We start from the raw sequence: 24,577 nt of genomic DNA, 5'->3' as shown, positions 1-24,577 counted from the left end.
TACATGACGGTAGATGAAAAAAGGCCTCCCAAATTGGTTGGCCTTTTTTAATGTTCAAGATATAAATACTCTATTTTGTTTTATTTTAATATCCCTTGAATGGGATTATAGTAACAAGCTGATGGTGGATTGATGTGTAAGAAAGAACAAATAGTTGGAGCAATATCAGTGATATATACTTTTTGATCAGACACTTTATGAGGGATTTTCCAGCCCATCATCATGATAGGAATATGAGTATCATAAGTAAAGGCAGTACTATGTCCAGTTCCTTTTTTGCTATGTTTATCATAATAATTCCCTGCAAATACACCAATCACATCTGGTGAGTTCCCTACGTTATAGCTATTATCGTATAAAGCAGTATACCCTTTTTGATACTCATTTAACCTTAGGTTTTCACCAATTAAAACGTCCCTAAAACAAGAATGGGAAAGCATCACATCGGCAACTTTCGTTTGTACTTCAATCAGCTGTAACCCCTTTTGTTTGATCAACGACCTGTTTAAATAGATTTCAGAAACGCCTCCATAAACAATCCATTTTCCTGCCCCATAGGCCTTACTTAGCTCATTTTCTACTTCTGCTAAAATTGCTTTTTCATCATAAAAGTCTGAAGGTAATTTTAGGTCCTTTAAATATTGTGGATTATGTGATCCACCATGGTCTGCAGTTAAGAAAATTACAACATTTTCTATTCCTATTTTCTTATCTAAAGTTTCGAATAATTCCTTTAATTCAAGGTCTAATCGAAGATAGGTATCTTCCACTTCAATAGAAGCCGGAGCGAACATATGGCCAATCTTATCTGTTGATGAGTAACTCAATAAAAGGGCATCTGTCGATGAGTTACCTCCTAAATTTTCTACTTCAATAGCTTTTAATGCTAGTTCAGTTGTTAGGGTATTTCCGTAAGGGCTCTTCTTTACATACCCAAACTTGTTTTTCTTAGCTGCTTTAATAATCTTCTTAAGATCATGAGGGAAAGTAGATGTTTTTTCACCCGGAAATAACTTCTCGTAGTTATTGTCATCACTAATACTTTCTGTATAGGCATCCATAGGAAGTAATGTTTCCCATTTCATGGCCGCAAATTCATCAATTCTCCTTTTACCTTCGTTCTCTTCGGCCACCCATTGTGGTAATTTATCCATATAGAAAGAACTTGAGATCCAATTGCCTGTACTATCATCCAACCAGAAAGCACCATCAGCCAAGTGGCCAGCAGGAAATACTGCTCCTCTATTTTTCATACTGATGGATATAATTTTCGATTGTTGATTAGTCGCCAATTTCAGTTCATCTGTCCAAGTAGTTGCCATTAATCTGCGAGGAGACATCTTTCCATCATGTGTATCGGCACCTATTGTATTTTCATTTTCATCATCGGCACAATACACTTCTTTCTGCTCATCTCTGCTATAATATTCATTGGCTACAATACCATGGTAAGCAGGTGTAGTACCTGTATAGATGGAAGCATGCCCTGGCCCTGTTTTGGTCGGCGCATAATTAAAATATCCGTTTGATGTAGAAAAACCCTCGTTGAATAATCGCTTAAAGCCTCCGTCGGAATATTTGGACCAGTATCTAGAAATATAATCATAGCGCATTTGGTCGACGACGATGCCTACAATTAATTTGGGGTTTTCTTCGGGAGTCTGTGCAATACTATAATTACACAAAATGCTTAAAAGAACGAAAAAGTTTAATTTGTTAGATAGTATCTTCATTGGTTTGATCTAATTGAATATGCCGGCAAATCAATAGATCTTTTGTGAAATTTTGAAGCAGAATATCAATTATTCATACAATAGTAAAACTGAGATAACATCTGAAGTTTGTTAAGGTTTATAATCTGTTAAAATGTTACTTGTAATACTCAATAGAAGCAATTTCATTGAATTTATTAATAAAAATATCCTCTATAATATTGAGCTCATCTTTTGATTTTAAATTTGATCTTGAGGCAAAATATAAAGTGTTATCAGTACTAACCTTGCCTTCCCAAACCAGTTTGATTTTTTTATCTGCAATCGCTTGCTTACATAAAAAGTCAGGGACTAAAGCCAAGCCTTCAGCATGATACAAACATCGTATAATAGATGTGATATTTGGTAGAATAAAATTGGGTTTAAAACCTGGTTTTTTATTTAAATTCTCAAACCAAAAACGTCTAAAATGTTCCATTTCATTAGATGCACTATACCATGTATTTTCTTGTAAAGCGGTATCCAGTTCTTTCCATTTTTTATCTTGAATTAGCTTTGAGATTGCATCCGTATCTACTTTATTACCGGCAATCATCACGATTCTTTCTTTCGAAAATGGAGTATATTTAATGGTACTGTTTTTAATATCAGGAGTTTTTGGGGTAATCACTAAATCTAATAAGCCATTGTTCAAATCTTTAATAAGGTCTATATGGCTTCCAAACTTAGCAATAAGATCAAACTGAAAATGAGGTACTTCATCTTCTAAAATCAGTTGAAACATCTCTGAACACATACCAATATGTAGCGATGGATTTCTTTCTTGTGTCGTCCTTCTAAAGTGTTGTTCCGCTTTTTCTAATTTTTCAATAGATGCAATAATATATTCATAGAGAAACTTACCCTCTTCTGTAGGAATCATTTTTCTGGAAGTCCTTTCAAATAGTTTTTTTCCTATATAAGCTTCCAATGCATTGAGGTGTACACTTACACCTGGTTGAGAAGAATATAATGCATTAGCTGCTTTTGTTAGTGTGCCATTTTCATAAACCTCTTTAAAGGTTCTATACCATTCTAAATTTACCATTTCACTATCTATTAATATTTTAATACAAAGGTATGAAATGTATTATTTTTTTGATACTAAAACAGCTTGTACTTTTGTAATAAATAAAAACAAAAAGAAGATGAAAAACATATTTATTATCAACGCAGCGCACCCATTCGCACATTCAGGAGGAAAGTTTAATAAAACATTATCAGAATTTACAAGTGAGTACTTTTCTTCGAAAGAAGAATACCAAGTCAGAACAACTCAAATTGGTGATGCATATGACCCAGATGCGGAAGTAGAAAACTTTAAATGGGCAGATGTAGTTGTGTATCATGTACCCATCTGGTGGTTCCAAGTACCGAACGGTTTTAAAGAATATATCGATCAAGTATTTACAGCAGGTCATCAGAATGGTATCTACAAACATGATGGAAGAAGCCGTAAAAATCCCGAAATCAATTATGGTACTGGTGGACAACTTCATGGAAAAAAATATATATTGACTACAAGCTGGAATGCACCACATACCGCATTTACTATGGAAAATGAGTTTTTCCAACAAAAAAGCGTAGATGAAGGTGTTATGTTTGGATTCCATAGAATGAATGCGTTTACAGGCATGGAACTAATCGATACCCATCATTTCTATGACATGGAAAAAAATGCAGATGTTCCTAAAGAACTTCAAAACTATAATACCTTTTTAAGCCAACTGTCTATTTAAAACATAAATAGAGGATATCTAATCATTTTCAACCCTTGAATGAATAGATATCCTCTTCACTTATTATTCAATGCTACATCATTTATACTTCATCGCTTAAAATTGATAGTTATTCTAATACAGGATAATTAGGTTTGATGTTAGTCAAAAAAGTAAGAGTTCCTCTCTTAAAACTTCTATAAAACATTCCTTTTCTATAATGAAATTAGATACATCAATATTAGATAAAATTGGCCTTCAATTATGGACTGTTCGTCATGAATTAGAAAAAAATCCAGAATGCTGTTTACAGAAATTATATGAATTGGGTTATAGAAGATTCGAAGGTATGCACTTACAACAGGTTGCCTCCCTACAAGAATACACTTCAAACATTGGTCTAGAAATAAAAAGTTCGTTCTTTCAATGGCCGTATCTTACCAACAATTGGGCGTTGGCAAATAAAAGAGGAATCCATAAAATCAATGGAATAGAAACTATTGATGCACTTATCGATTTTGCCAACCAATTAGGTATCAATCACCTTACCTTAGGATACTTACTTGAGGAAGAAAGATCCATCGATGATTTTAAGAAGTGGGCAGACGCACTCAATCAAATGGGTGAAAAATGTAAAGAAGCAAACATCACAGTATCCTATCATCACCATGCCTTTGAATTTATAGAAGATAACCATACTACACCCTTTCAAATTTTAATAGATCGTTTAGAAAATGAATTGGTTAAGTTTGAAATAGATGTCTTTTGGTTAAAAGCTGCAGGTGTCCATCCGATACAAATGTTGAAGAATTTAGAGCATAGAGTCTCTTCAATTCATCTAAAGGATATTCATTCTTTTCATGAAAAAAGATATGATGATCAAAAAATGCCGCAAGATCAATATGTACCTCTTGGAAAAGGGATTATTGATTTCCCAACAATACTCCAAGAAGCTGAAAGGCAAAAAGTAAGTCGCTACTTTATTGAACAAGATTATTCTCAGGATACTTATGAAAGTATTAAAACAAGTCTGATGTACATTAAAAGTCTGCTTTAGTTTTGTGGGTTGGTTTCTATAAATGGAATGGTAACGATAAATTGTAAAACATCTACTCTTGATGTTAACGAGACTTGGTCACTAAATACATTGGACATGCCCAAAACATATCGTAGCCTTACATCTAAACCCTTTCCTTCTCTTACTTTTCCAAAACTTTTTACTACCTCAAAAGCCCAATTATAATTCACTGAACGGAATGAATCTTTAATATTTTGATTGATTGTCGCTTCATTGCCATTCGTAAGATCTAGCTCTGTTATTTCTGTTGCTTTGGCTTTAAATGAAAATTGGGGGCCTGTACTCAAGTGCCAACTATCCGATAAAGAATAGCGTACTAATATTGGAATATCAAAGTACCTTACATCCCATGAAGTGGAGCTTTTAGAAATCAGTGTATCCGCAAAATCAGGAACAGGTAAAATACGAGGAGTATTTCTTCTACTACGGTCACTCACCATTTTAAACTCACCAACTAACTGAAACTTATCCGAGATTTTAGTATGTGTCCCCAGACCAAAGTTCCAACCAATTTGAGTATCACCGGGAGCATTCTCATAAAAAGAAGTATTTGCCCCCACATCCAAACTGAGGTGAAAATTTTCAGAAGCTACTTTATCTCCAAAAATTAAAACCAAGATGGCCGCCTGACCATAACTAACAGTTACACTGGCTGTCAATAAAATGCTAATAAGAGAGAACTTGCGAATAGTTGAGATCATCTAATTTATATTTAAAAACCAAATCTATAATTACCTGAGAGCATTATTTGATACTTACCTGGTAAAAAGCCTGCTTCCGTACGAATTTGCCATTCTCTATTAATTTGCCATTGTCCACCTACAACAAGGTTCCAATTTTTTTCTAACCTTTTGTCGAACTCATAATAGACGGTAGTATTTTCAACATCATCCAAACTTTCATCAATTTTATTGTAAAGGTAGTCATGTAAACTACTAGGGTCTTCAATGGCTTGATACCAATCCTCTAAATCCTGTCTTGCTCCTCCATCGATATCTATTACATCTCCCAACCTTACCTGTCCTGATGTTTTTGCATCTAGAAACTGAAACTGTGCTCCTACCCAAGCGCCAATAAACATATCTGGTTTATTGCGTATAGGCCAATTTCTAATAGCTCTAATCCCTGCAACATTCACTAGTACAGGTTTATCTAATAGATTGTTATCCGACCAAGACCAACTGTAATCCACTCCTAAATTTATAGGCCCAAGCGGAGCAACTACTAAGAAGTTAAAGCCCCAATAAGCTCCATCACTATTGGATTGTGCATTTAGTTTTAAAGGTTTTTCAAGAGCAATAGTTGTTTCACTTTTAAAGCGTCCGTAATATCCACCTACACTTAAAAATGGTAAGATCCAAGCATCAATTCTAGCGTTTGCCGTAAGTACCTTCACTTTTGATGTACCAAAATCAATAATACTACTAAGATCTACCAATTCCGGCTCTTCTCCTAATGAAACGAAGTCCATTGCGAAGTTTTCAAGAACAATATTTTGTTTTGTAAAAATCGAATTGGCCATAATTCCAAAAGGTTTGGGGAGTTTATATCCTTTTGCATACGCCTTCTTTCCCAAAATAGGTAATATATAGGGATACTCTTTTCCTATTTGTGTGGAATCAAATCCTTGTGCTTTAACAGTACTAAGAGAAAATAAGGAAAGTGAAAAAGTGAATAGTATTAGTAAAAGTAGTTTTTTATTAGTCATAATTGTATTACTTTATATATTTCTCTGATGTTTCAGAGTTATGATAACCGAACTTATACCTAGCGGCTAATTGTATTCTTGAAAATGCTCCTGATGTATTATCCACCAACTCTCTATATCCATAATTAAACTCTACACCTAAAAGCATTTCTTTTATCGGTTCATATTTTAAGTTGACAGATCCACTATACGCTACTTTATTGGCTTGTAGGTTGATATTTGAAGGATTGTCTGACGTAAGTCCAGAAACATTAAAAGATGAACTTAACACTTTAGACCAGTAGTGATTATAAGCAACATAACCATTGATAGAAGAAATATTTTCCAAAGATGTATCGTTGTCATACCCAGCACTTAAAAAACCTAATGCAATATATCTACCCAAACCATTTCCATAGGTCGCCATAAAACGAAAATCATCCCCTTTTTCTCCCACCTTTATTAAGCCACCAGAAGTGATTCCAAAACCAAAACTCTTATAATCTTCGGGCTGTGAGCTAAATAAAGTCCTTACTATTCCAGCAACAGAAACAAATCCTTTTTTCAATGGAAATTTCTTTTTTGCAGTAATATCTGGAATATAGCTATTGGCTGTTGCGATATTGGTCGCATCGTTTGTTGTGATTGTTGTATTTGGGTTTTCTATTGAGAACGACCATGTCTTGTATTTATATCTGATCTGAGGCTGTCTCACAAAAACAATTCCTTCTGGTGCTCCAGAAAAGTCCAAATCATTAGGGATCACTACTACCATAAAGTTGGTCCAAGTTTGTCCAAATAACATACGGTCCCATTCAAAGTAAAAGTGCCTTAATCTCGGCGCATAAGAATTCGATACATTTTCATTTCCTTGGCCTGAAAGCATAAAATCCAATTCTAGAAAACCGTGGATTTCTTTCCCTAACTTGGTAGTTTTTACATCAAAATTAAATCTTGATTCTTTGACATGAAAGTCGGTATCCTTAAACGAATCTTCCTCTCCAACAGGAATTTGTGCAGGAAAATGAATGTCTCGCATTGGACTTGTTCTTGGTAGCTCACCATTATGAAAGTTCGTAAATAAAAAATCAGCTTTCACATACCCTCCAAACTTAAACGTTGTATTGGGAGTAGAAAGATTATCAGATTCTTGGGCAAATAACGAACAAGAGAAAAATGCTAGAAAGAGTGTAGTGTAGTATTTCATGAGAGTAATATTATAGGGTTATTCTACCTCGAATACCAAAGTAAAAGAGGTTATTAGCTTCTGGGTTGAAAGTTGGGTTCTGAACAAATTGAGCACTTGGAGTTACTTCAAGGTGGGCGGTAAGATTAAAACGATAGAATACCTCTGCTGTATACTGGTCTTTTGCACCATCAACATTTGGCTGATTCCAACTTACAGATGTCCCTAAAAGGTCATAGTTTCTAAAGCGTAGTCCATGACCAATTTGGATATCCTTTTTGTAAAAAGCATTTTCACCTACCCCATTAGAAAATCCAAAACGGACATACGGAGCGAATCGATCTTTGAAGAACCAATGAGAAGAAAAAGCAATACCTTGACCTTGACCAATTGCACTTCCTGTCGTTGTTGTGTAACTATCAGATAACCATGCGGTCACAGAAATTTTCTTGAAATAACGTTCTGCAAACGTCGGTACGTATCCAACTTCTACTAGGTATTCAAACCTTCCATCTGAGAAATAATTTCCAAAATCAAGAAATTTTCCATCTTCATACAACTCCCCTCTTACATCTGTAATCCCAGCCATAATATAGAAAGACTCCGTTGGACGATAAGAAAATACTCCACCCAAACCCGGGTCAGCCCAATTCACTGTACCTGATACAGAAGAACCATAACCGATAAAATGTTGCCATGGAACAACTAATCCGTGGAAATTGAAATAGTTGGTAACATCTACTTTACCAACCACAAAGATGAGTTTGTTATCAAATAGGTTCTGTTGCCAGTTCAATTCTCTCATACGAATTGTATAGTCATTGTAACCTACGCCTGGCAAACCATAATATCCCGATTCAAAAATACCATGAAACATAGGTGAAGTAGCATCTCTTCCATTGTAGTTATGTCGAGAATCAATTTTAAAATAAAGCGTACCAGTGTTTTTTCCTTTTTTACGATTTAGGAAAGTCCAACCAGCTTGTATATCTAAAATTCCACTTGCCGCATTTGGATTATTATCTGAAGTAATCGTCTCAGTAGAATGAACATATAAACTAGTATAATTCACTCCGAATTGAATACCGTAATTGTCATTAATTTTTTGCTTAAGATCGTACCACCCCTTCATTACTTTAATGGGGTAGCGGTACTCAAAAGTGTACTTATTGTTATTTTCTTCTAGTTGACTACCAATAGATTTTGGACCACCCATTTGGTCTTCATTCTGGTAACCTTCCGTTTTTTCTTCTTGTGAGTATACAACAATACAGTGCAGAAGAAATAAGATTGAGAGTATAGCTTTTTTCATATAGTTGATGATTTAATAAGCAATAATCAAATTTTTATGAAGTGAGTTTTTATAATTTTGATATGCCGGAATAAATCCGAATATAATACTAGTTAAAAAGAGTAAGAGCAGTGATACTATTTCAATCCACTCAAAATGATGTGTTAAAGTGATTCCTGTTTTTAATGTTATGTATGGCGATAACACTAAAATTGAACATTGATAAATCACAATGCCTAATACTTCACCAATTAGAGTGATACCACAAGTTTCAACAACGATCAAGAAGAAAATCTGAATATGACTTGCACCCAGAGAACGAAGAATAGCCATCTCCTTTTTCCTTTCATTTAAACTGGTCAATACTGTGGTCATTAAACCAATTACAGCTACAATAAATACAATTATTGAGATCATTATTAATGCCTTCTCAATTGGAGCAATAAATTCAAAAAGTTCTAAAACTGTTACCGCCGGTAAGATGGCCGTTAGTGCTTCGACTTTATCATCATTGATCGTTCTTTGTAATTCAAGTAAACCATTCTTCTCCTTTACACTCAAAATTAATCCGCTGTAAGATTTCTTTTGGTCAATAGATGTATCATCAAAAGGATCAAACACTTGCGAGTGAAACTGCTGATGCATCTCTCCCATTTGTTTAATACCAATAAATAATGATTTATCGAGATGTGTCCCTTGTAAAGGAAGAATCTTGGACACTCTAAAATGGATATGCTCATGGTCAATAAAACTATGTTCTCCATTCCCATGAGATAATATTAATTGGTCTCCTATTTTATATCCTAGCTCATTCGCTACTTTAGCCCCTATGATGATATGGTTACTTTTTAAATCATCTGATATCACCATATCAGGCTTTTCTAATTGAATGAAATACGAATAAGTAGTACCAATAACTGGAAAACCTTTGTGAGAATCACCCATTGAAAAAGGAGCGATCCATCGAGTATTTTTATTTGATTTTAGCTTCTGATAATATTGCTCACTTACATTATTATTCGGTGACCCAATATGATAGATACTGTAAAGTAATAAGGAAATATCACTGTTTCTAGCCCCAACAATCAAATCTATACCATGTATACCATCTACAAAACTTTCCCTTACCTGATGCTTTAACTTCAATACACTCAACAATAAAGTGATACTCACAGCGATCGAAAGAACACTGAGTAAAAACGTATATCTACGGTACTTGATACTTTTATATGAAAGGTAAATGATTGTTTTCAAGAGCTTCAGAAGTAGAGTTGAATGTAGAAATTGGAAGAATTTGATCAAAATAAGATGTCAGGGTCTCATCATGGCTAACCATAATTAATGTAGCATTATTCTCTTTACATAATTGAAGTAAAACATCCATAAATTGAGCTTTAGAATAGCTGTCTAAGGCTGAAGTAGGTTCATCTGCCAGTATAATTTCTGGATGACCAATAAAAGCCCTTGCTGCTGCTACTCTTTGTTGTTGTCCTACACTTAATGTATTGATTTCACTACTATGTAAATTCGCAGTAATTCCTAATTTCAATAATAGTTTTTCGGCTTCTGTATTTACCTCTTTCCTTACTTTAGATTTTCTAATGGTAGAAAAGCGCAACGGTAATACCACATTTTCCATCACCGATAGATAAGGAATCAAATTAAATTGCTGAAAAATATAGCCAATATGATCTGCTCTAAATTGATCTTTTTCAGCAGGACTAAATACAGAAAGGTCATGGTCTAGAATGGTTACTTTTCCTTTTTTTGAAGACAAAAAACCTCCAATTAAATGAAGAAAGGTCGACTTACCACTACCACTTCTCCCTTGCAATAAAACCTTTTCCCCTTTTTGAATTGTGAGTGATGGAATATTGAAAAGAGGTATAGTATTATCCTTCCAATTAAAACTAATATCTGAAAGATGAATAACTGATTCCATTCAATTTTTGGTTCACTATAAAGTAAAAAGCAGTGAAGTAAGTCATATCTATAACTTACTTCACTGCATTATGTATTGACTATAAAGTATTTTTTAATACATCGCCGTCCTGAACCATCAATTTGATGTTATCATTAGGCATTACATTTTCAATATCTTCAAGAGGGCTTTTTTCCCAAATTAGAATATCCGCGTAGGCACCTACCTCAATTACCCCAATAGGACCTTCTCTATAAGGGTTTCTCGCCGGACCAGACATTGCTAATACCTTTCCTGCATTATATGTGTTGTGTTGTAAGATTTCCCATGGCTCCCAACCAAAGTTCTTTTCTACTGTTATGTTCATTTTAGCATTTGGAGTATTCTCTGCAAACATATCAGAACCACTCACTACAAACACATTGTATTTTTTCACCCACTCAATCATTTGTTTCGCTCCTTCATTTACTTGAGTTGCTTTTCTAACTTGTTCAGGAGAGAACCAAGGAATTTGTGATGCTTGAGCAAATTGGACGGTACTTACATACCCCTGAAGAGAAAGAACAATATTTTCGTCAGCAAGTCTTTTTACTGTTTTCTCAGACATCAAGAAGCCATGTTCTACACACTTTACACCCGCATCTAATGCTCTATTAATAGCATCATCATGGTAAGCATGTATAGTGGCATATGTTTTATTGTCCTCACATATTTTTACGATTTCTCGCATTTCTTCCTCTGTATATTCAGTAATCTCTAATGGGTCAAACTCAGAAGCAACACCACCAGAAGCCATAATTTTAGCATAGGCAGCACCGTGTCTAAAGTTCCATCTCGCGAATTTGATAATATCAGGTATTCCATCTGCAACAGCCAAGTTCATTGTTTTATTTGGTTGGTTGTCTTCATCTGGCATTTGGTTCCATAAACCAGCATCACCATGTCCTCCTGTAGAACTAAATGCAGGACCCGAAGACCAAATTCTTGGACCTTGCATCAATTTATTTTTCTTCGCTTTGGCAATACCTAATGAATTACCTGCAATATCTCTAATTGAAGTAAAGCCTTGATCCAATAAAAGGTTCATATCTCTGTACGCCCAGGCACCTACAGCAAACATATCATAATCGCCTTGCCCTGTATAAAAAGCTTTGGGGCCATTAAGCATAATATGTGTATGCATGTCGATCAAACCGGGTGTTAGAGTATATCCTTTTCCATCGATGACTGTAGCACCTTTTGGTTTTTTAATTCCTTTTTTTACTTCCTTAATCAAGTTATTTTCAATAAGGACATCAGCATCGACAATTTCTTTGCCTTTGCCATCCCATACCTTCACATTTTGAATAAGAATATGTGTTGTCTCTTTCTTTGCTTGCGCCACTACTAAGAGCACACTCATAAAGAGTAAAGAAATAGTTAGATAGAGTTTTCTCATTTTGCTATTATTTTACGTATGATAAAATTTGGTTTGCATGAATGGAGTAACCTGTGAAAATCTCACTTTTCCCATCCACTAAATAAAGTTCTTTTGATACACTTTGGGTTGTCATTTCTCCGGTTATCCAGACCGATTCAAATCGAGAGGTAACTTCATAACCTTTATCGAATTTGATGTAAATGATTTGATTCTTATTTGGTGGAGGTGTATGTATACAAGCACCAACCCAAGGAACTAATAAAAACTCTGTCACTTCAAGTCCCGAGAAGTTAAGGGGTAATAAGTATCCAGGAATTTTAACTTGTTCATGGTTAAGGTCCTCTACAACAGCCTCTGCAAATTGCTGTCGTTTTTCCTTAATTTCCTCTCTTTTGGAAAGGAGGAAATGAGCATCAATACCTTGTTCCTTTAGTGATTGCTCCTTTTGTTGTAGCTTTTCTTGGTGCTCCTCAGGAAAGTCTTCAGGTGAAGCCTTCTTTTTATTGATGAGATAGGCTATTTCTTTCAAATCCAATAACTGAGACCTTGATAAATCTTTAAAGGGATCATCAAAACTAATGTTTTCAGGTAACAGGTTATCCCAATCCAACTCTTGATAGTCTTGAGCAGAAAGATTGAAAGATAGAAAGGCTGTAATTAATATAAAGAGTGCTTTTTTCATCGAAAGTCAGTAGAAAATAGTCGTGTAAACAAATATCAAAACTGACACATAAAATTGCAATATATCAAGGGTGTAAAAAAAGGTGTAATTCACCTTGAATTTGATTAACTTTTTTTAACTTTTAAGAAATGAAATGTACCACAAGCTGTTTAAACAGGTCTATTATTGAGTATTGAGTAAGTAATAATGGAAAATAAGGGAAAGCACTAACTACGACAGTAATGAGGAAAAAGTTGGAGTTTATTGGAAATAAACGCAGAGACTGATTCATTGCATAACTGCCATTAATATCAGCAAGTGATGAATTGTCTACACTGCCTAACAAAATATCTTTATCATCTCGTTTGTATATCCATTTTGAAAAATAATCAGTATTGTGCTCTCTGATCAGACGCCCAAACATAAGAATTCCTTCAGTCTTTGCCTTAAACATTTTTCTAACGAAAAACAGAAGTGGAAGGTAATTTAATAGAGGAAAGAAAATAGTAAAGAAGATAATTTGAATAGACAATGCTTTTAGCTTTTCAGCCCCAAAAACAATATCAGAACCCATATGAGTGGCAATGATTGAAGAGATTAAGAATGACAAGAAGCTAAATAAAAATGGAATAAGATTTATGTACTCTAGTCCACCCATCCCATCTGCATGTACGGGATCAATATTTAATTTCAAAGTACTTACTCTATATAACATCCAAACCCAAATTACCCACCTAAAAACCCAACGGAAAATAAGTAATTGGAAAAAAGGAAGAGATACAAGCAGATAATACCACCCTATACTATTCAAATCTTTTGTTCCAATATCAAAAAAGTATTCCTTATTTGAAGTGGTAACAACATCCTCCCAATATAAAAATAACAAGGAGTAGAACAGCGCAAAATACAGTAGCTCTGCAACATTATATTTTGTGATGTAAGCGATATTATTGATTACTTTTTGAAATCTATTGGCTTCATCATTAAGAATAATCCCCTTCGTTTGGATTAAAAAATCATTAAAAGGCTGATCTACTTTTTTCTCCATCAGAATGATTAATGGAATAAGTAATAGAAAGCGAATATGAAACTCAAAGTCATTGACTATTGAGAGGGTAGTATGCTCACGTTTCATTAAAAAAGCTCCCACTACAATCGGTAGCCATACGATCAGAATGATCAACAGTGTCTTTAAGCTATTCGATTTGACGGGACGAAGTAAAAAAGCTAATAGACCAGAGTTCGAAAATGAAATTTTCATTATTTAGGATGTTTTAGAATAGAGTGACAATAGATCTTTTTTATTGTTTACCTTTTTCTTCTTAAAGATATTTGCAATATGTCGTTTTACTGTACTTTCAGAGATAAATAACTCCATACCAACTTCTTTGTATGACCTATTTTTCTGAAGGTGAAAAATGATTTCACTTTCTCTTTTTGTTAAATGATTTTCATTGATATTACTAGAAGAAGTATCCAATTGGTAATCATGCTTTAATAAGAATTCTAAGATATACTCTACATATACATTTAGTTTGTGCTCCGTAAATTTTGTCTGATTTAGAAATTCTCTCATCACTGCTCCATAAAACATAAAGGTTTTTTCCAATTTCATCCCTTGAACATTTTTCAATACCTTTTCTATTACAGATTTACCTTCTGCTACTTTTCCTAATCGGTAAAGTGCTAGCGCTTTGACGATACTAAATCTCACATTGAAGATGAGATTAAAATTACCTTTTAGTTGTGATAAAGTGTTATCACAAATGGATAGAGCAATATTCCAAGAAGCTTCATATTGATCTGTCACTAAAACTTTAACCTGTAAAAGTTGTAAAGATGTAAAATTTGATAATGCAGTAACAGGTAAATCCTTATTTTTAATAAACCATTCCACAGCACTTCTATCAGCATCAATAAACCAATTAAAGTAACATTTCACAGCTTTAATTAAGTTTAAATAATTGGAACTTCCATGATCATAAGCCTCATCCTCCATTTCCTGAATAAGAACTTTACACTGTTCTTTCTGACCATCCTCAAACAGGTTTAAAGCATAGGCAATACCTCCATAAAACCTATGAGAAAGAATGGTATTTTCTCGGTTTTCCCATAATATCTCAAGGTGTGATTCTGCATTGTATAGATCATGTTTATAATAATAGCCTATACCTTGAAAATAATGAGCATTCGCCAGCCCTTCCAAGTTATTGGACTTCTTACTCACTCTTTCCAACTGATGAGCAATTAATAGTAGATCATCTAACTCCCCATCAAACCAATAGATATAACAAAGGGTCAGGTATAAATTTACTTTTAAGGATAGAGAGCATCCTAGCTCTAATTGATGATAAATGGCATGTTTAGCCTCTTCTTTCTTTCCAAGGCCTTGTAATGCTCCAGCATAGAAAACCCAAGCTATACCCAAGGTGTACTCATTATATTTATCCAAAAGTTGAATAGCATGATGTGCATGTTTATGTGCCATTGCCATATCTATTTCCAACTTGTAAGCTACAAAGGCTCTAAGAATATGATACTCTCCTAAAAAAACATCAAAATTATCTTTATTATCGTTTTTATGAAGAAGCTCTAAAAATGTCGACAATAACGATTTCATTTTAATCAGATTACTATCAAAATGGCTCAACCAAAGTTCTGTTGCTATTAACGGTAAATATGATGTACTTTCACTGACCTTACTAAAAGCATAGAATACAGTTTGCAATTCTTCCCATTTCCCCTGGTTCATTAATTGAACTCTTAATTCATCAAAAGTACTTACGGCCTCATCCACTTTATTAATTTCCAATAAAAGTTGGATCGATTGAATAGGATTATATTCTTTGTAATACAATGATGCCTTATTCTTTACATCTTCAATGATTGATTTTGTCAGCTCCTTTTTAACTACTATATCACTATATTTTTTGAAATAAGCAGTGAGCTTGAAATTATCGTTCCCATCTTGGGGTTTTACAAAATGACCACTCCTTCCTATTTCTTCAATAAATTGCTCAAATTCGGTAAAATTATTATCTGAATAATCGTCCTCTAGACAGCACTTTGAAAAAAGGGAAAAGTTGAATTCGTCTAAGATAGACATCTTTAGTAAGTACCTTTTATTTCTGATACTCAACTGATTTAATAAGGGTAGCAGATGACTCTCTCCGATGGCCTTGTAAGATTGAATATTAAAATTGCTATCGGCTTTTTTTTGATCCAATATATCTTTTATAATACATATATTCCCTTCTGTAATATTTAATATATCAGTCACTTCAGCTTCTGAAATTTCACAGCTATTCATTTCGAATAATTCTTTTACACTAGAAGCATCTAAAGGTATACTCTGTTTTCTAGGTCTTGAATATTTCGCATTAATTTCTGGTAATTGTATTTTGGGAATATTATTCGTCATTACTTAGAAGTTTATATACTTTGCTGGTACATATCTGTACTCCTTATTAAATCGGATATTCAATTGAAGTAGTAATGTACCTGCATTCGACCAAGTTTGGTCATTAGATTGAAGAGCACCATAAAAGTAACTCAAATTTAGGGTATGTTTTGCATCAATAAGGTAAGCACCCGTAACTCCAAAACGGAGAAACTGTATACCGTTAAATTGTTCACTCCATCTGTAGAAGGCACCACCAACGATAGAACCAACATATTTTTCATGAAAAACTTTATTGAAGAACAACACATACCTAAGCCCATTCTGGAAGTCAATATCCCAACTATAATCACCCTGCCATTTAATTTGTTGTACAAATTGAGTTGTTTTATTTTTACCAAGTACTTTGTAGATAATTCCTAGCCCAGGCCTTAGCTCAACTTCATTAGGTAAAACTGAAAATCTAAAGTCGGGTACAATTTCAAGGTTTTTGGAAAAAAGATAGGTAGCAACTCCTTCCATAAAATATCGATCAAATTGTTGCATATCTCCTGTAAACCTAGCCTGAAGTTCTCCAGAATAACGCCATTTCTCATTACCCCAAATTAATTTATTGCCAAAAAAGAACTGATTATCATAGTCCTTTTTTTGCTCAACAGATTGAGCTTCTGCTTGAAAAAGAGAGCAAAGTGAAACAATAGTTATCAGTAATATTTTTCTAGTCAGAGTCATTAAATTGGGTGTAGAGATTCCTTTTTTAAATTAAAGATTAAATCTGATAAATAAAATCTTTGCCATTAACTCAATCCTTTTTGGCCAAAAATGTTTTATGTAATCAATAAAAAAAAATTATTCGAATATAATAAAAAGAAAAAGCCCACAACATTACTGTCATGGGCTTAAGCTAGGGTTATTTAAGTAAAGGGTAATTAGTTAGAACCAAATGCACCTACTGTAGCAGAAAGCTTTGGTCTCGTTACGGTCTTCCCTCCCACTTCAGTAACTACTTGAGAAGATAATAACTGCATATTATCTGTTCCGTAGTCTACACCTGGCGAAGTAGAAGATAATCTTAAATCAAGATCTTTATAATTGATTTCTTTAGTGGCATCACCATCTGGATTTTGCGGTTGATCGATGAAGTGTACAAACTGAGGATCATCCAGCTCATCTGTCCACTCATTCACTTCTCTATCAATAAAGAAATTACAAGTTCCTTGGAATACTCTCCAGAAAGTATCGTGACCAACAGAAGTATCGTCCTGATCATCTTCGAAGGGTTGAATACCATGGTGAGGCAAGTAGCCATTTCCTTTATCATGTCCACCTTCTACATGACCGTAATAGTAGTTTCCTTTTACCAATGTATTGTTTCCTACAATATCAGTAGATGGATCTACTTTAGTACCAAATTTAGAGTTAACAATCAGGTTATTTAAAATACGACCTCTTGCGTCTTTCTCGATATTAATAGAGCCACCTCTTTCACCATCTCTTCTCCAACCGCAATATGCCATCGTATTATTGTACATGTTGACATTAGTCTGTTGGTCATCTTCTACCGGCTTTGAATTGTTGATTTTAATACCATTTGTCGCTGCAGAATACATAAGGTTAAACGCACAGTCTCCAATCGTACCTTGTTTAAAGTTAAATGCTTCATCTTCTGTTGTACCAGCATAAGCTACCGCATTATGGAATAAGGCAATCTTTCCTCTTTCAACATACACTGCATCTCCACCAGAATGCTCTACAGTACAATTTTCCATATACAATTGACCTTGGTTGTTGTTAAAGAATACAGAGTATCCTAACTCTCCCGGCTCTAATTTACCTACTCTTACTGCTTCTGAGTTTTCATTCATTGGACCACCAGCATATTGAATAGTTACGTAAGTCATTCCAATTTCTTGATCAGGACGCGTTGCTCCTTCTGGAACTTGACCACCATTTATACCACCCCAGTTTACTCTACCATAATCAAAATAGTTAGGCTGGTTTTCAGATAGCGTAAATAAGATTGGTTGAGCTTCTGTACCCCATGCATACATATTTCCATGTACAACAATTTCAGGGTTATTGTAAGGACTTACCCAAACTGTGACACCTTCTTCCACATTCAAAGTGGCTCCTTCTTCGATAATAAGATTTTCTGCTAACCAGTATTCCTCTCCACTTTCTAGCGTGAGATCATTACTCATACGCCCTCCAATACTAATGCTTCCTTCTGGCTGACCTTTATCAAAATCAGGCACTTCCTTGTCTTCGTCATCTACAATGGGTTCATCTTTAGTACAAGAAGTAGAAAAAACTACTGAAGCAGATAGCAGGATAAATGCTAATAAGCGGTAAATAAAATTTTGTTTCATGGTTTTAGATTTGATTGCTAGACCACTTTATCAAAGCGGCAGTTTTATGTTTTTAGAAATTATATTTTAGACCCAATAAGAATTGTCGTCTGTAGAAGTCTTGTCTTACAAGTACATTGTCCCCAACATCACCTTGCTTAGGAAAGTAAGACTGTGCCTCGTTGATTGGTTGGCGGATTTCTACTTCGTAAGCGTTGTCCAACAAGTTATAGGCTTTCAAATAGACAATTGTTTTAGGATTAATTCGCTTTTCTACGGATAAGTCCATTTGGAAGAAACCCCTCTGCCACATATCGTTACCATAAAAGGCAGACAAACTGTGGATACGATCACCTGTATATACGGTTGCTAACTGTACATCCAAACCGGCATCAGTATTTTTATAAAGTAAGGATAGATTGGCAATATGTGCCGCCTGTCCTTGTAGTGGACGCTCTTCTAATGCTGATCGAATCACAATATCCGAAGTATCATCATCAGGATTTTCTCTTTCGTAATACGCTTTTTCTGTAGTGATCGATGAGTGAGTATATGTATAGTTGGCACTGATACCGAACTTATTGAAGTACTTTACTACATCAATCTCAATACCCATATTTTCTGCATCACCATAGTTATCCGGCATAATATATCCAGCCTGACGGTTCAGTGAATATTCTATCGGATTGATTAGCTTTTTATAGAAACCACCAATCATAAATTTGTCCATTCCCTTCGGAAACAATTCGTATCTCAAATCAAGGTTATGTCCTATTGTTCTTTCTACTAAAGGATTACCCATTTCGGTCCAATCATCTTCAGTATCTCCATTTTCAATAGGAACAAACTCTGAGAATCCAGGTCGAATGACAGACTTAAAATAAGAAGATCTCAGATTTGATTTCTCGCTGATTTTATATTTAAAATGGATGCTTGGCAAGAAATCAACATAAGTTTGATTCATCTCTTCCAATCCATTTTCAACAATTTCATTGGTAGGTTGAGGTAGATAATAACCAATATCTGTGTGCTCCATTCTTACACCACCCAACACTTCAAAACGATTACTAAAGTCGAATTTAAATTGTCCGTAAGCTGCTCTAATATTCTCATGTGATTGGTATCTATTGGGAGAATAGTTTACTCCCGTAGGGTTTTCGATAATCCAATCAACATCTGTGATATCATTCCAATCTTCTCCTTTTACTAAGGCTCTATTTCCAGCATTGAAACGGTATTGTTCAAAATCATTCGAACGGTTTTTATTTCTAACCAATCCACCAACCTTAAATTCAGTATCATAGATAAAACTAATTTCTGGGGTAAAAGTAAAATTAGTATATAGAGCAATATCCTCGTCATCATTGTAATCCCACCTTCTTGTTAAGGCTGATCGTCCAGCAATTCTTTCAGGTTCATGCACCCAATTATTCATACTTCCTGATCTAGTGAATTTTGCATTATCAGGAATACTGTTCGATGCTTTTGAATAAACAGCAGACCAGTCTGCCTTAAACCATGGGTTTAATTGATGTTGTCCCGTTAATGTTGAGTTGAAAATCTGCTGGATTGTAGATCTATATCTTGTAACATAACTCATTTCTCCAGCATTACCGTTTATTGGATCATAACTACCCCAAGTTCTTGTACGAGTCACATCTCTTACTTGGTCATTTTGTAAATGAACAAAAGCATTGTACCATTGAATACTATGATCTTGGTTAATTCTGTAATCCATTTTAGCATGGAGTCCCATTCTTTTCTGAAGCTGATAATAATTACGGTCTTCCATATTATCTAAAGAAGTAGAACCATCAGCCAACATACCTGTATCGAACCAAGTACTCTCGGAACCTCTTGCAGTTTGTTGGTAACTTCCTGCTACAATCACCCCCAATTTATCATCCATAAACCTGTTTCCAATCGACATTCCGGCTACGATATTCGGTACATAGTTTTTATACTGATTCAATAAATGTTGATTAGAAAAATCAGAAGCATCTGCTCTAGCTACCCCATTCCAACTTGGAGGAGATGTCATGTTCCCACCCGTATTCCATGTCATAAATGGATTATTGCCTCCAAAGAGCGTGTTGTTTCCAATAGATAGATTCAATTGACCACTATATGATTCTGGAGCATCTTTCATTTCCATATTAATCACACCGCCAACTGCATCGCCTTCCATATCTGGAGTTAAAGCTTTTGTCACTTCTAAACGATCCAAAAGGTCCGATGGAAATAAATCTAAAGGTACATAACGGTTTTTATTATCCGGAGATGGAATTTTCACACCATTCACCAACGTATAATTATACCTTTTATCCATACCCCTTACAATGGCGAATTGACCATCACCTGAATTATTCCTTTCTAAGGATACGCCAGAAACACGTTGTACTACATTAGCCACATTTAAGTCGGGCGACAATTCGATATCCTGAGCAGAAACCACCGTCATCACCTTAGAAGAAACCCTCTCTGTTGCTCTCGCACTTTCTGCGGTTTTCCTTTCTTTAGTTCCATATACTACTGCCTCATCCAATTGAATTGCATCTACCTGAAGTATGAGATCATTAGAAACCCATCCTTCTGAAGATACACTCACTTCTTTTACAAGGTCTTTGTATCCTATATATTTAACTACAATAGTATAATCTCCTTTTGGTAAATCATTAATTCTGAAAGTTCCATCCATCCCCACAATGCTTTGTTTATGGATTGGTTCAATAGAAATTACTGCCCCAATTAAGGGCTCTCCATCACTACCGTTTACTGATCCTTTTATTCCACCTGCATGGATAATTATAGGAAATAGTAGTAAAGTTAATAAAGTAAGTATCCTTGACATTATTTAGTTGAAATCACTGGTTTTGTTTTTAACACTGCAAAATAAGCAAACAGTTATGATGTCTTTTTTAGGGAAATATTAAGGAATAAATAAATGGTTTGAGCTAACAAAAAACACAACTTAACACTGGGTTTTAGATGTTAAAGTTAAAAGAATAAAAATTGAGCAATAAACCGATGAAAGAGTGACAAATACCACATCTCCAATATGAATTCAATATTACATTGTTAAATGATAAAGTGTAATTCTAAAAAAATTAAAATGAGTTTTTAGGACAACAAAAAAGCCCAATGTGTATACATTGAGCCTTATCGTAGTTATTAAAGTAGTTATGTTGAATCTTTCGTTTAAGGTACAAACGGACAATAACTCTTTCTTATTAGTATGAAGCTATCGCGTTATTTCTTTATCGTTTTTCATTTCAAATAAGACAAGGATAACCTTGTATTGTAATCACTAATCCTATTTTTTTATCAGATTATTTCGATATGTTGAATACTATCAATTAAATCCATGGTATAACCAACAAAACTTAGATCGTTCATATCGGAATAGAAATATTTTATGGAGTAAGAAACCATTAACATCAGTACAATGGTGAAGAAGGAGATGCTTAGGTATCTGCCAATACCCTTTAGTGTTTTTTTATATATCTGATCTACCATAATTGTTTTAATAATTGAGATAATTACAATTGGTAATAACATAATCAATAAAATGTCACCCTAAAAATATCCTTTTATAGCAATTCCGAAGTTTCTTCCGGGTGAGTTAATTCCAGAGCTATACGTTCTATAAGCAAGGTCAAAGATATTATCGACAGTAAAATGACATTCAAGATAGTTCGTTAACCTATAGCTTGAATTAAACCCGAGAGTCCACCAAGGTAATGCTCCTTCTTTTGAATATAGATAAGGTTTAGTTTGTTCAATTGGTGCCAATGCATCATAAGCTATTCCACCACTATAATTTCCAACAAGGGCAAGGTGTACCTTTTGTTTTTTATACCCTAATGTCAATCGTCCAAAAAATGGGGGTACATGTCGTAATGGGGCATCTGTGATTAGTTCTCGTCCATTGGTGTAAGTATAAGTACCTTTGAGATGTAGATATTCGGTAAAATGGTAAAATACATGAGCCGACACTCCCCAAATCCTTGCTTGATCCGCATTCTGTAAAGAAGTAACAGCATATTCATCCCCTTCAATGAAAACGGAATCCATTCCAAGAAAGGTAGATGATCCTCTAACCATAATGTTCGTCAACCAAGAATAATAAGCATTGGCTCCCACTCTTAGTTTATCCCCAAAATAATGGATCACTGTAGCATCTAATGTATACACATCAGTTGGCTTCAACTGTGGGTTGGGGATCACTAAGTCATCTTTAGAAGGGTTATAAACTTTTGCAATATCATCTATATTTGGGGCTTTAAAACCTTTTGCAAATTGTGTATTCAACTGCCAATTATCAGGATGATAGGCAAGACCTATAGCTCCTGTTAAACTTCCTACTTGAGTATTCAGTTGATCGTAAGGTAGATGTAAAGTTTTAGAGGCCTCATCTGTGTAATCCGCTTTAATAATTGTTTCTGTATACCTTAATCCAGCGGTTCCAACCAAATGATTTGTTAGCTTATATTTCCCTGTAATGTACCCTGCTAAGGTAGTCATTTGTGATCCTCCTCCAGCATAGCGTGGTAATGCTTTATTCACTTCTCCTGTTAGGATATTCTTACCGATAGCACTCGATTGTACATCATTGTAAGTGCCCTCTATCCCATAAAACAAGGATGCTTTTTTAGAGATTTCCTTATTCACATCCATATTAAGATGGAATAGATCTAAGCTAACATAAGATTCATTTCTCTTTGTATCATTGAACTTCCTAAAAAACCTATCTTCTTTTACCTTCTGATGTCCTACTATCAAAGAAAGATTATCATACCAACTTCTATTTTGTTGGGCGATTAAACGGATATTATTCATCATCCAATATTGCGGGCCATATTCCCATTCAGTAAATTTTGGGGTAGTTGTTCCATAAGTAGTGATTAAACTTGTGGAGTTTATCTCTATAATATCTTCCATGGTTACCTCCTTATATGCACCATTACTCATAATAGGGTTCAGCTCTGTTAACCTATCATACCTAGGAATTGATGACGTATTTGAAAATGAAAAGGTATACATCAATTCCAACTGATCGTTCACTTTAAAGGCTACTTTTTGCAAAGTATTCAACTGCTGATAACCGGAAGGGCTTTGACGTAACGGATTAGGATTGGTATTTAATTGATCCAGACCATTTTCGTCCGTTGACACTAGAAACAACTTATTACCAAATTGATAGTCCTCTGAAGGAAACCATCCACCTGACTTTAAATCATCAAACGATGAAAAAGAGACAGTACTCGTCCAGGCTAACTTTTGTGATGCTAAATTAAAATGAACATTAGCTGTATTTTCATTCATTGCAGAAGCATACTTCAATTGAGCATCTCCGAAGAATAGTTTTTTAGACTGTTCTGCATATTCAGGTAAGGTGGTATGAAAATCCATTACTCCACCCAATGCATCACTTCCATACATTACACTTCCTGGACCAAAAATCACTTCTGCAGAACTTATCGAATAAGGATCAATACTTATACTATTTTGTAGATTGCCACTCCTGTAAATCGCATTATTCATACGTACTCCATCTACAACTAAGAGCACCTGATTGGCTGCAAAGCCTCTAATCATAGGACTACCTCCACCCATCTGACTTTTTTGAATAAAGACTTCTCCTGTATTCCCCAACATATCAGCGGTAGTTTGAGGCAAGGCAAATTCTGCTTCTTTTTTCTGAATTTCTAAGATTTGTTGTGGTACCTCAGACTTTACTTCTTCCCATTTATTTGCCCCAACTATGACCTCTTGTAATGATTGAATTTTTTGTTGAAGTACAATCACTGACGTTAACTGCTCATTTGTATATTCAACGGCTTCATAGTTCACATGAGAAAAGGAAAAACTTTTGGCCTCTGGGTTTAATTGTACAACGCCCACCGCATTACTAATGCTTACCTCATTTCTATCTGATGAAACTAAAACACCACGAATTCCCTCTCCTTCTTCGTTTTCAATAATAATTTTTTGAGCGTACAAAGGAGTGATGATAATAAGTGATAGTAAAATACATTGAACAATACGGTTGTTCATAGAAATTGGGTCAGTAGTGAGAATAGTAAATGTTCTTCTAGATTACTTTACGTAGTCTT

Annotated in this window: 18 protein-coding genes; 2 read left to right on the top strand and 16 right to left on the bottom strand. The window is 34.6% G+C overall.

Annotated elements, in window-relative coordinates; translation table 11 throughout:
* Window positions 1-80: 80 nt before the first annotated feature.
* Together pafA and QL232_RS03130 are read right to left on the bottom strand one after the other, a co-directional pair.
* A complete protein-coding gene (gene pafA, locus QL232_RS03135; protein WP_281613038.1) occupies window positions 81-1,733 on the bottom strand; it encodes an alkaline phosphatase PafA in 1,653 nt (550 codons plus the stop codon).
* 136 nt (window positions 1,734-1,869) lie between these two features.
* Window positions 1,870-2,799, bottom strand: coding sequence for a LysR family transcriptional regulator (locus tag QL232_RS03130; RefSeq protein ID WP_281613037.1), 930 nt, complete (start codon window positions 2,797-2,799; stop codon window positions 1,870-1,872).
* A gap of 100 nt (window positions 2,800-2,899) precedes the next feature.
* On the opposite strand from QL232_RS03130, the gene QL232_RS03125 reads away from it, so the two are divergent.
* Window positions 2,900-3,490, top strand: coding sequence for an NAD(P)H-dependent oxidoreductase (locus QL232_RS03125; protein WP_168882524.1), 591 nt, complete (start codon window positions 2,900-2,902; stop codon window positions 3,488-3,490).
* Between the two features lie 199 nt (window positions 3,491-3,689).
* Complete coding sequence (locus tag QL232_RS03120) at window positions 3,690-4,526, top strand: sugar phosphate isomerase/epimerase family protein (protein ID WP_281613036.1); 837 nt, start codon at window positions 3,690-3,692, stop codon at window positions 4,524-4,526.
* Here QL232_RS03120 and QL232_RS03115 read toward each other — a convergent pair.
* The 14 genes from QL232_RS03115 to QL232_RS03050 all read right to left on the bottom strand — a co-directional run bounded on the left by QL232_RS03115 (window position 4,523) and on the right by QL232_RS03050 (window position 24,518).
* Complete coding sequence (locus tag QL232_RS03115; RefSeq protein ID WP_281613035.1) at window positions 4,523-5,248, bottom strand: outer membrane beta-barrel protein; 726 nt, start codon at window positions 5,246-5,248, stop codon at window positions 4,523-4,525. The two genes, QL232_RS03120 and QL232_RS03115, sit on opposite strands and share 4 nt — an antisense overlap.
* Window positions 5,249-5,259: 11 nt before the next feature.
* Window positions 5,260-6,255 carry a hypothetical protein gene (locus tag QL232_RS03110; RefSeq protein ID WP_281613034.1) on the bottom strand — a complete coding sequence of 332 codons (996 nt, stop codon included), beginning with the start codon at window positions 6,253-6,255 and terminating at the stop codon, window positions 5,260-5,262.
* 7 nt (window positions 6,256-6,262) lie between these two features.
* Window positions 6,263-7,441: a DcaP family trimeric outer membrane transporter gene (locus QL232_RS03105; protein WP_281613033.1), complete on the bottom strand. Its 1,179-nt coding sequence runs from the start codon at window positions 7,439-7,441 to the stop codon at window positions 6,263-6,265.
* A gap of 10 nt (window positions 7,442-7,451) precedes the next feature.
* A complete protein-coding gene (locus QL232_RS03100; protein ID WP_281613032.1) occupies window positions 7,452-8,732 on the bottom strand; it encodes a carbohydrate porin in 1,281 nt (426 codons plus the stop codon).
* A 12-nt stretch (window positions 8,733-8,744) separates the two neighbouring features.
* Complete coding sequence (locus QL232_RS03095; RefSeq protein WP_281613031.1) at window positions 8,745-9,965, bottom strand: FtsX-like permease family protein; 1,221 nt, start codon at window positions 9,963-9,965, stop codon at window positions 8,745-8,747.
* Window positions 9,937-10,653 carry an ABC transporter ATP-binding protein gene (locus QL232_RS03090; protein WP_281613030.1) on the bottom strand — a complete coding sequence of 239 codons (717 nt, stop codon included), beginning with the start codon at window positions 10,651-10,653 and terminating at the stop codon, window positions 9,937-9,939. The genes QL232_RS03095 and QL232_RS03090 overlap by 29 nt, the downstream gene beginning before the upstream one ends.
* A gap of 79 nt (window positions 10,654-10,732) precedes the next feature.
* A complete protein-coding gene (locus tag QL232_RS03085) occupies window positions 10,733-12,070 on the bottom strand; it encodes an amidohydrolase family protein (RefSeq protein ID WP_281613029.1) in 1,338 nt (445 codons plus the stop codon).
* Between the two features lie 7 nt (window positions 12,071-12,077).
* Window positions 12,078-12,734, bottom strand: a complete 657-nt coding sequence (locus QL232_RS03080) for a DUF3299 domain-containing protein (RefSeq protein ID WP_281613028.1) — start codon at window positions 12,732-12,734, stop codon at window positions 12,078-12,080.
* 121 nt (window positions 12,735-12,855) lie between these two features.
* Entirely contained in the window at window positions 12,856-13,974 is a 1,119-nt protein-coding gene (locus tag QL232_RS03075) for a hypothetical protein (RefSeq protein WP_281613027.1), read from the bottom strand.
* Window positions 13,975-13,977: 3 nt separating this feature from the next.
* Complete coding sequence (locus QL232_RS03070) at window positions 13,978-16,134, bottom strand: helix-turn-helix transcriptional regulator (RefSeq protein WP_281613026.1); 2,157 nt, start codon at window positions 16,132-16,134, stop codon at window positions 13,978-13,980.
* Window positions 16,135-16,137: 3 nt separating this feature from the next.
* The gene (locus tag QL232_RS03065) at window positions 16,138-16,845 is read right to left on the bottom strand and encodes a hypothetical protein (RefSeq protein WP_281613025.1); all 708 of its coding nucleotides are present in this window, start codon (window positions 16,843-16,845) and stop codon (window positions 16,138-16,140) included.
* A gap of 197 nt (window positions 16,846-17,042) precedes the next feature.
* Window positions 17,043-18,482, bottom strand: a complete 1,440-nt coding sequence (locus tag QL232_RS03060; RefSeq protein ID WP_281613024.1) for a right-handed parallel beta-helix repeat-containing protein — start codon at window positions 18,480-18,482, stop codon at window positions 17,043-17,045.
* A gap of 52 nt (window positions 18,483-18,534) precedes the next feature.
* Window positions 18,535-21,312 (bottom strand): TonB-dependent receptor, encoded by a 2,778-nt coding sequence (locus QL232_RS03055; protein ID WP_281613023.1) that lies wholly within the window; start codon window positions 21,310-21,312, stop codon window positions 18,535-18,537.
* A gap of 725 nt (window positions 21,313-22,037) precedes the next feature.
* Window positions 22,038-24,518: a TonB-dependent receptor gene (locus QL232_RS03050; RefSeq protein ID WP_281613022.1), complete on the bottom strand. Its 2,481-nt coding sequence runs from the start codon at window positions 24,516-24,518 to the stop codon at window positions 22,038-22,040.
* Between the last annotated feature and the right edge of the window lie 59 nt (window positions 24,519-24,577).

The organism is Flammeovirga sp. SubArs3 (genome assembly GCF_947387565.1).
Lineage (GTDB): Bacteria > Bacteroidota > Bacteroidia > Cytophagales > Flammeovirgaceae > Flammeovirga > Flammeovirga agarivorans.
Note: the sequence above shows the minus strand (reverse complement) of the source record. Positions and strands in the feature narration are given on the sequence as shown.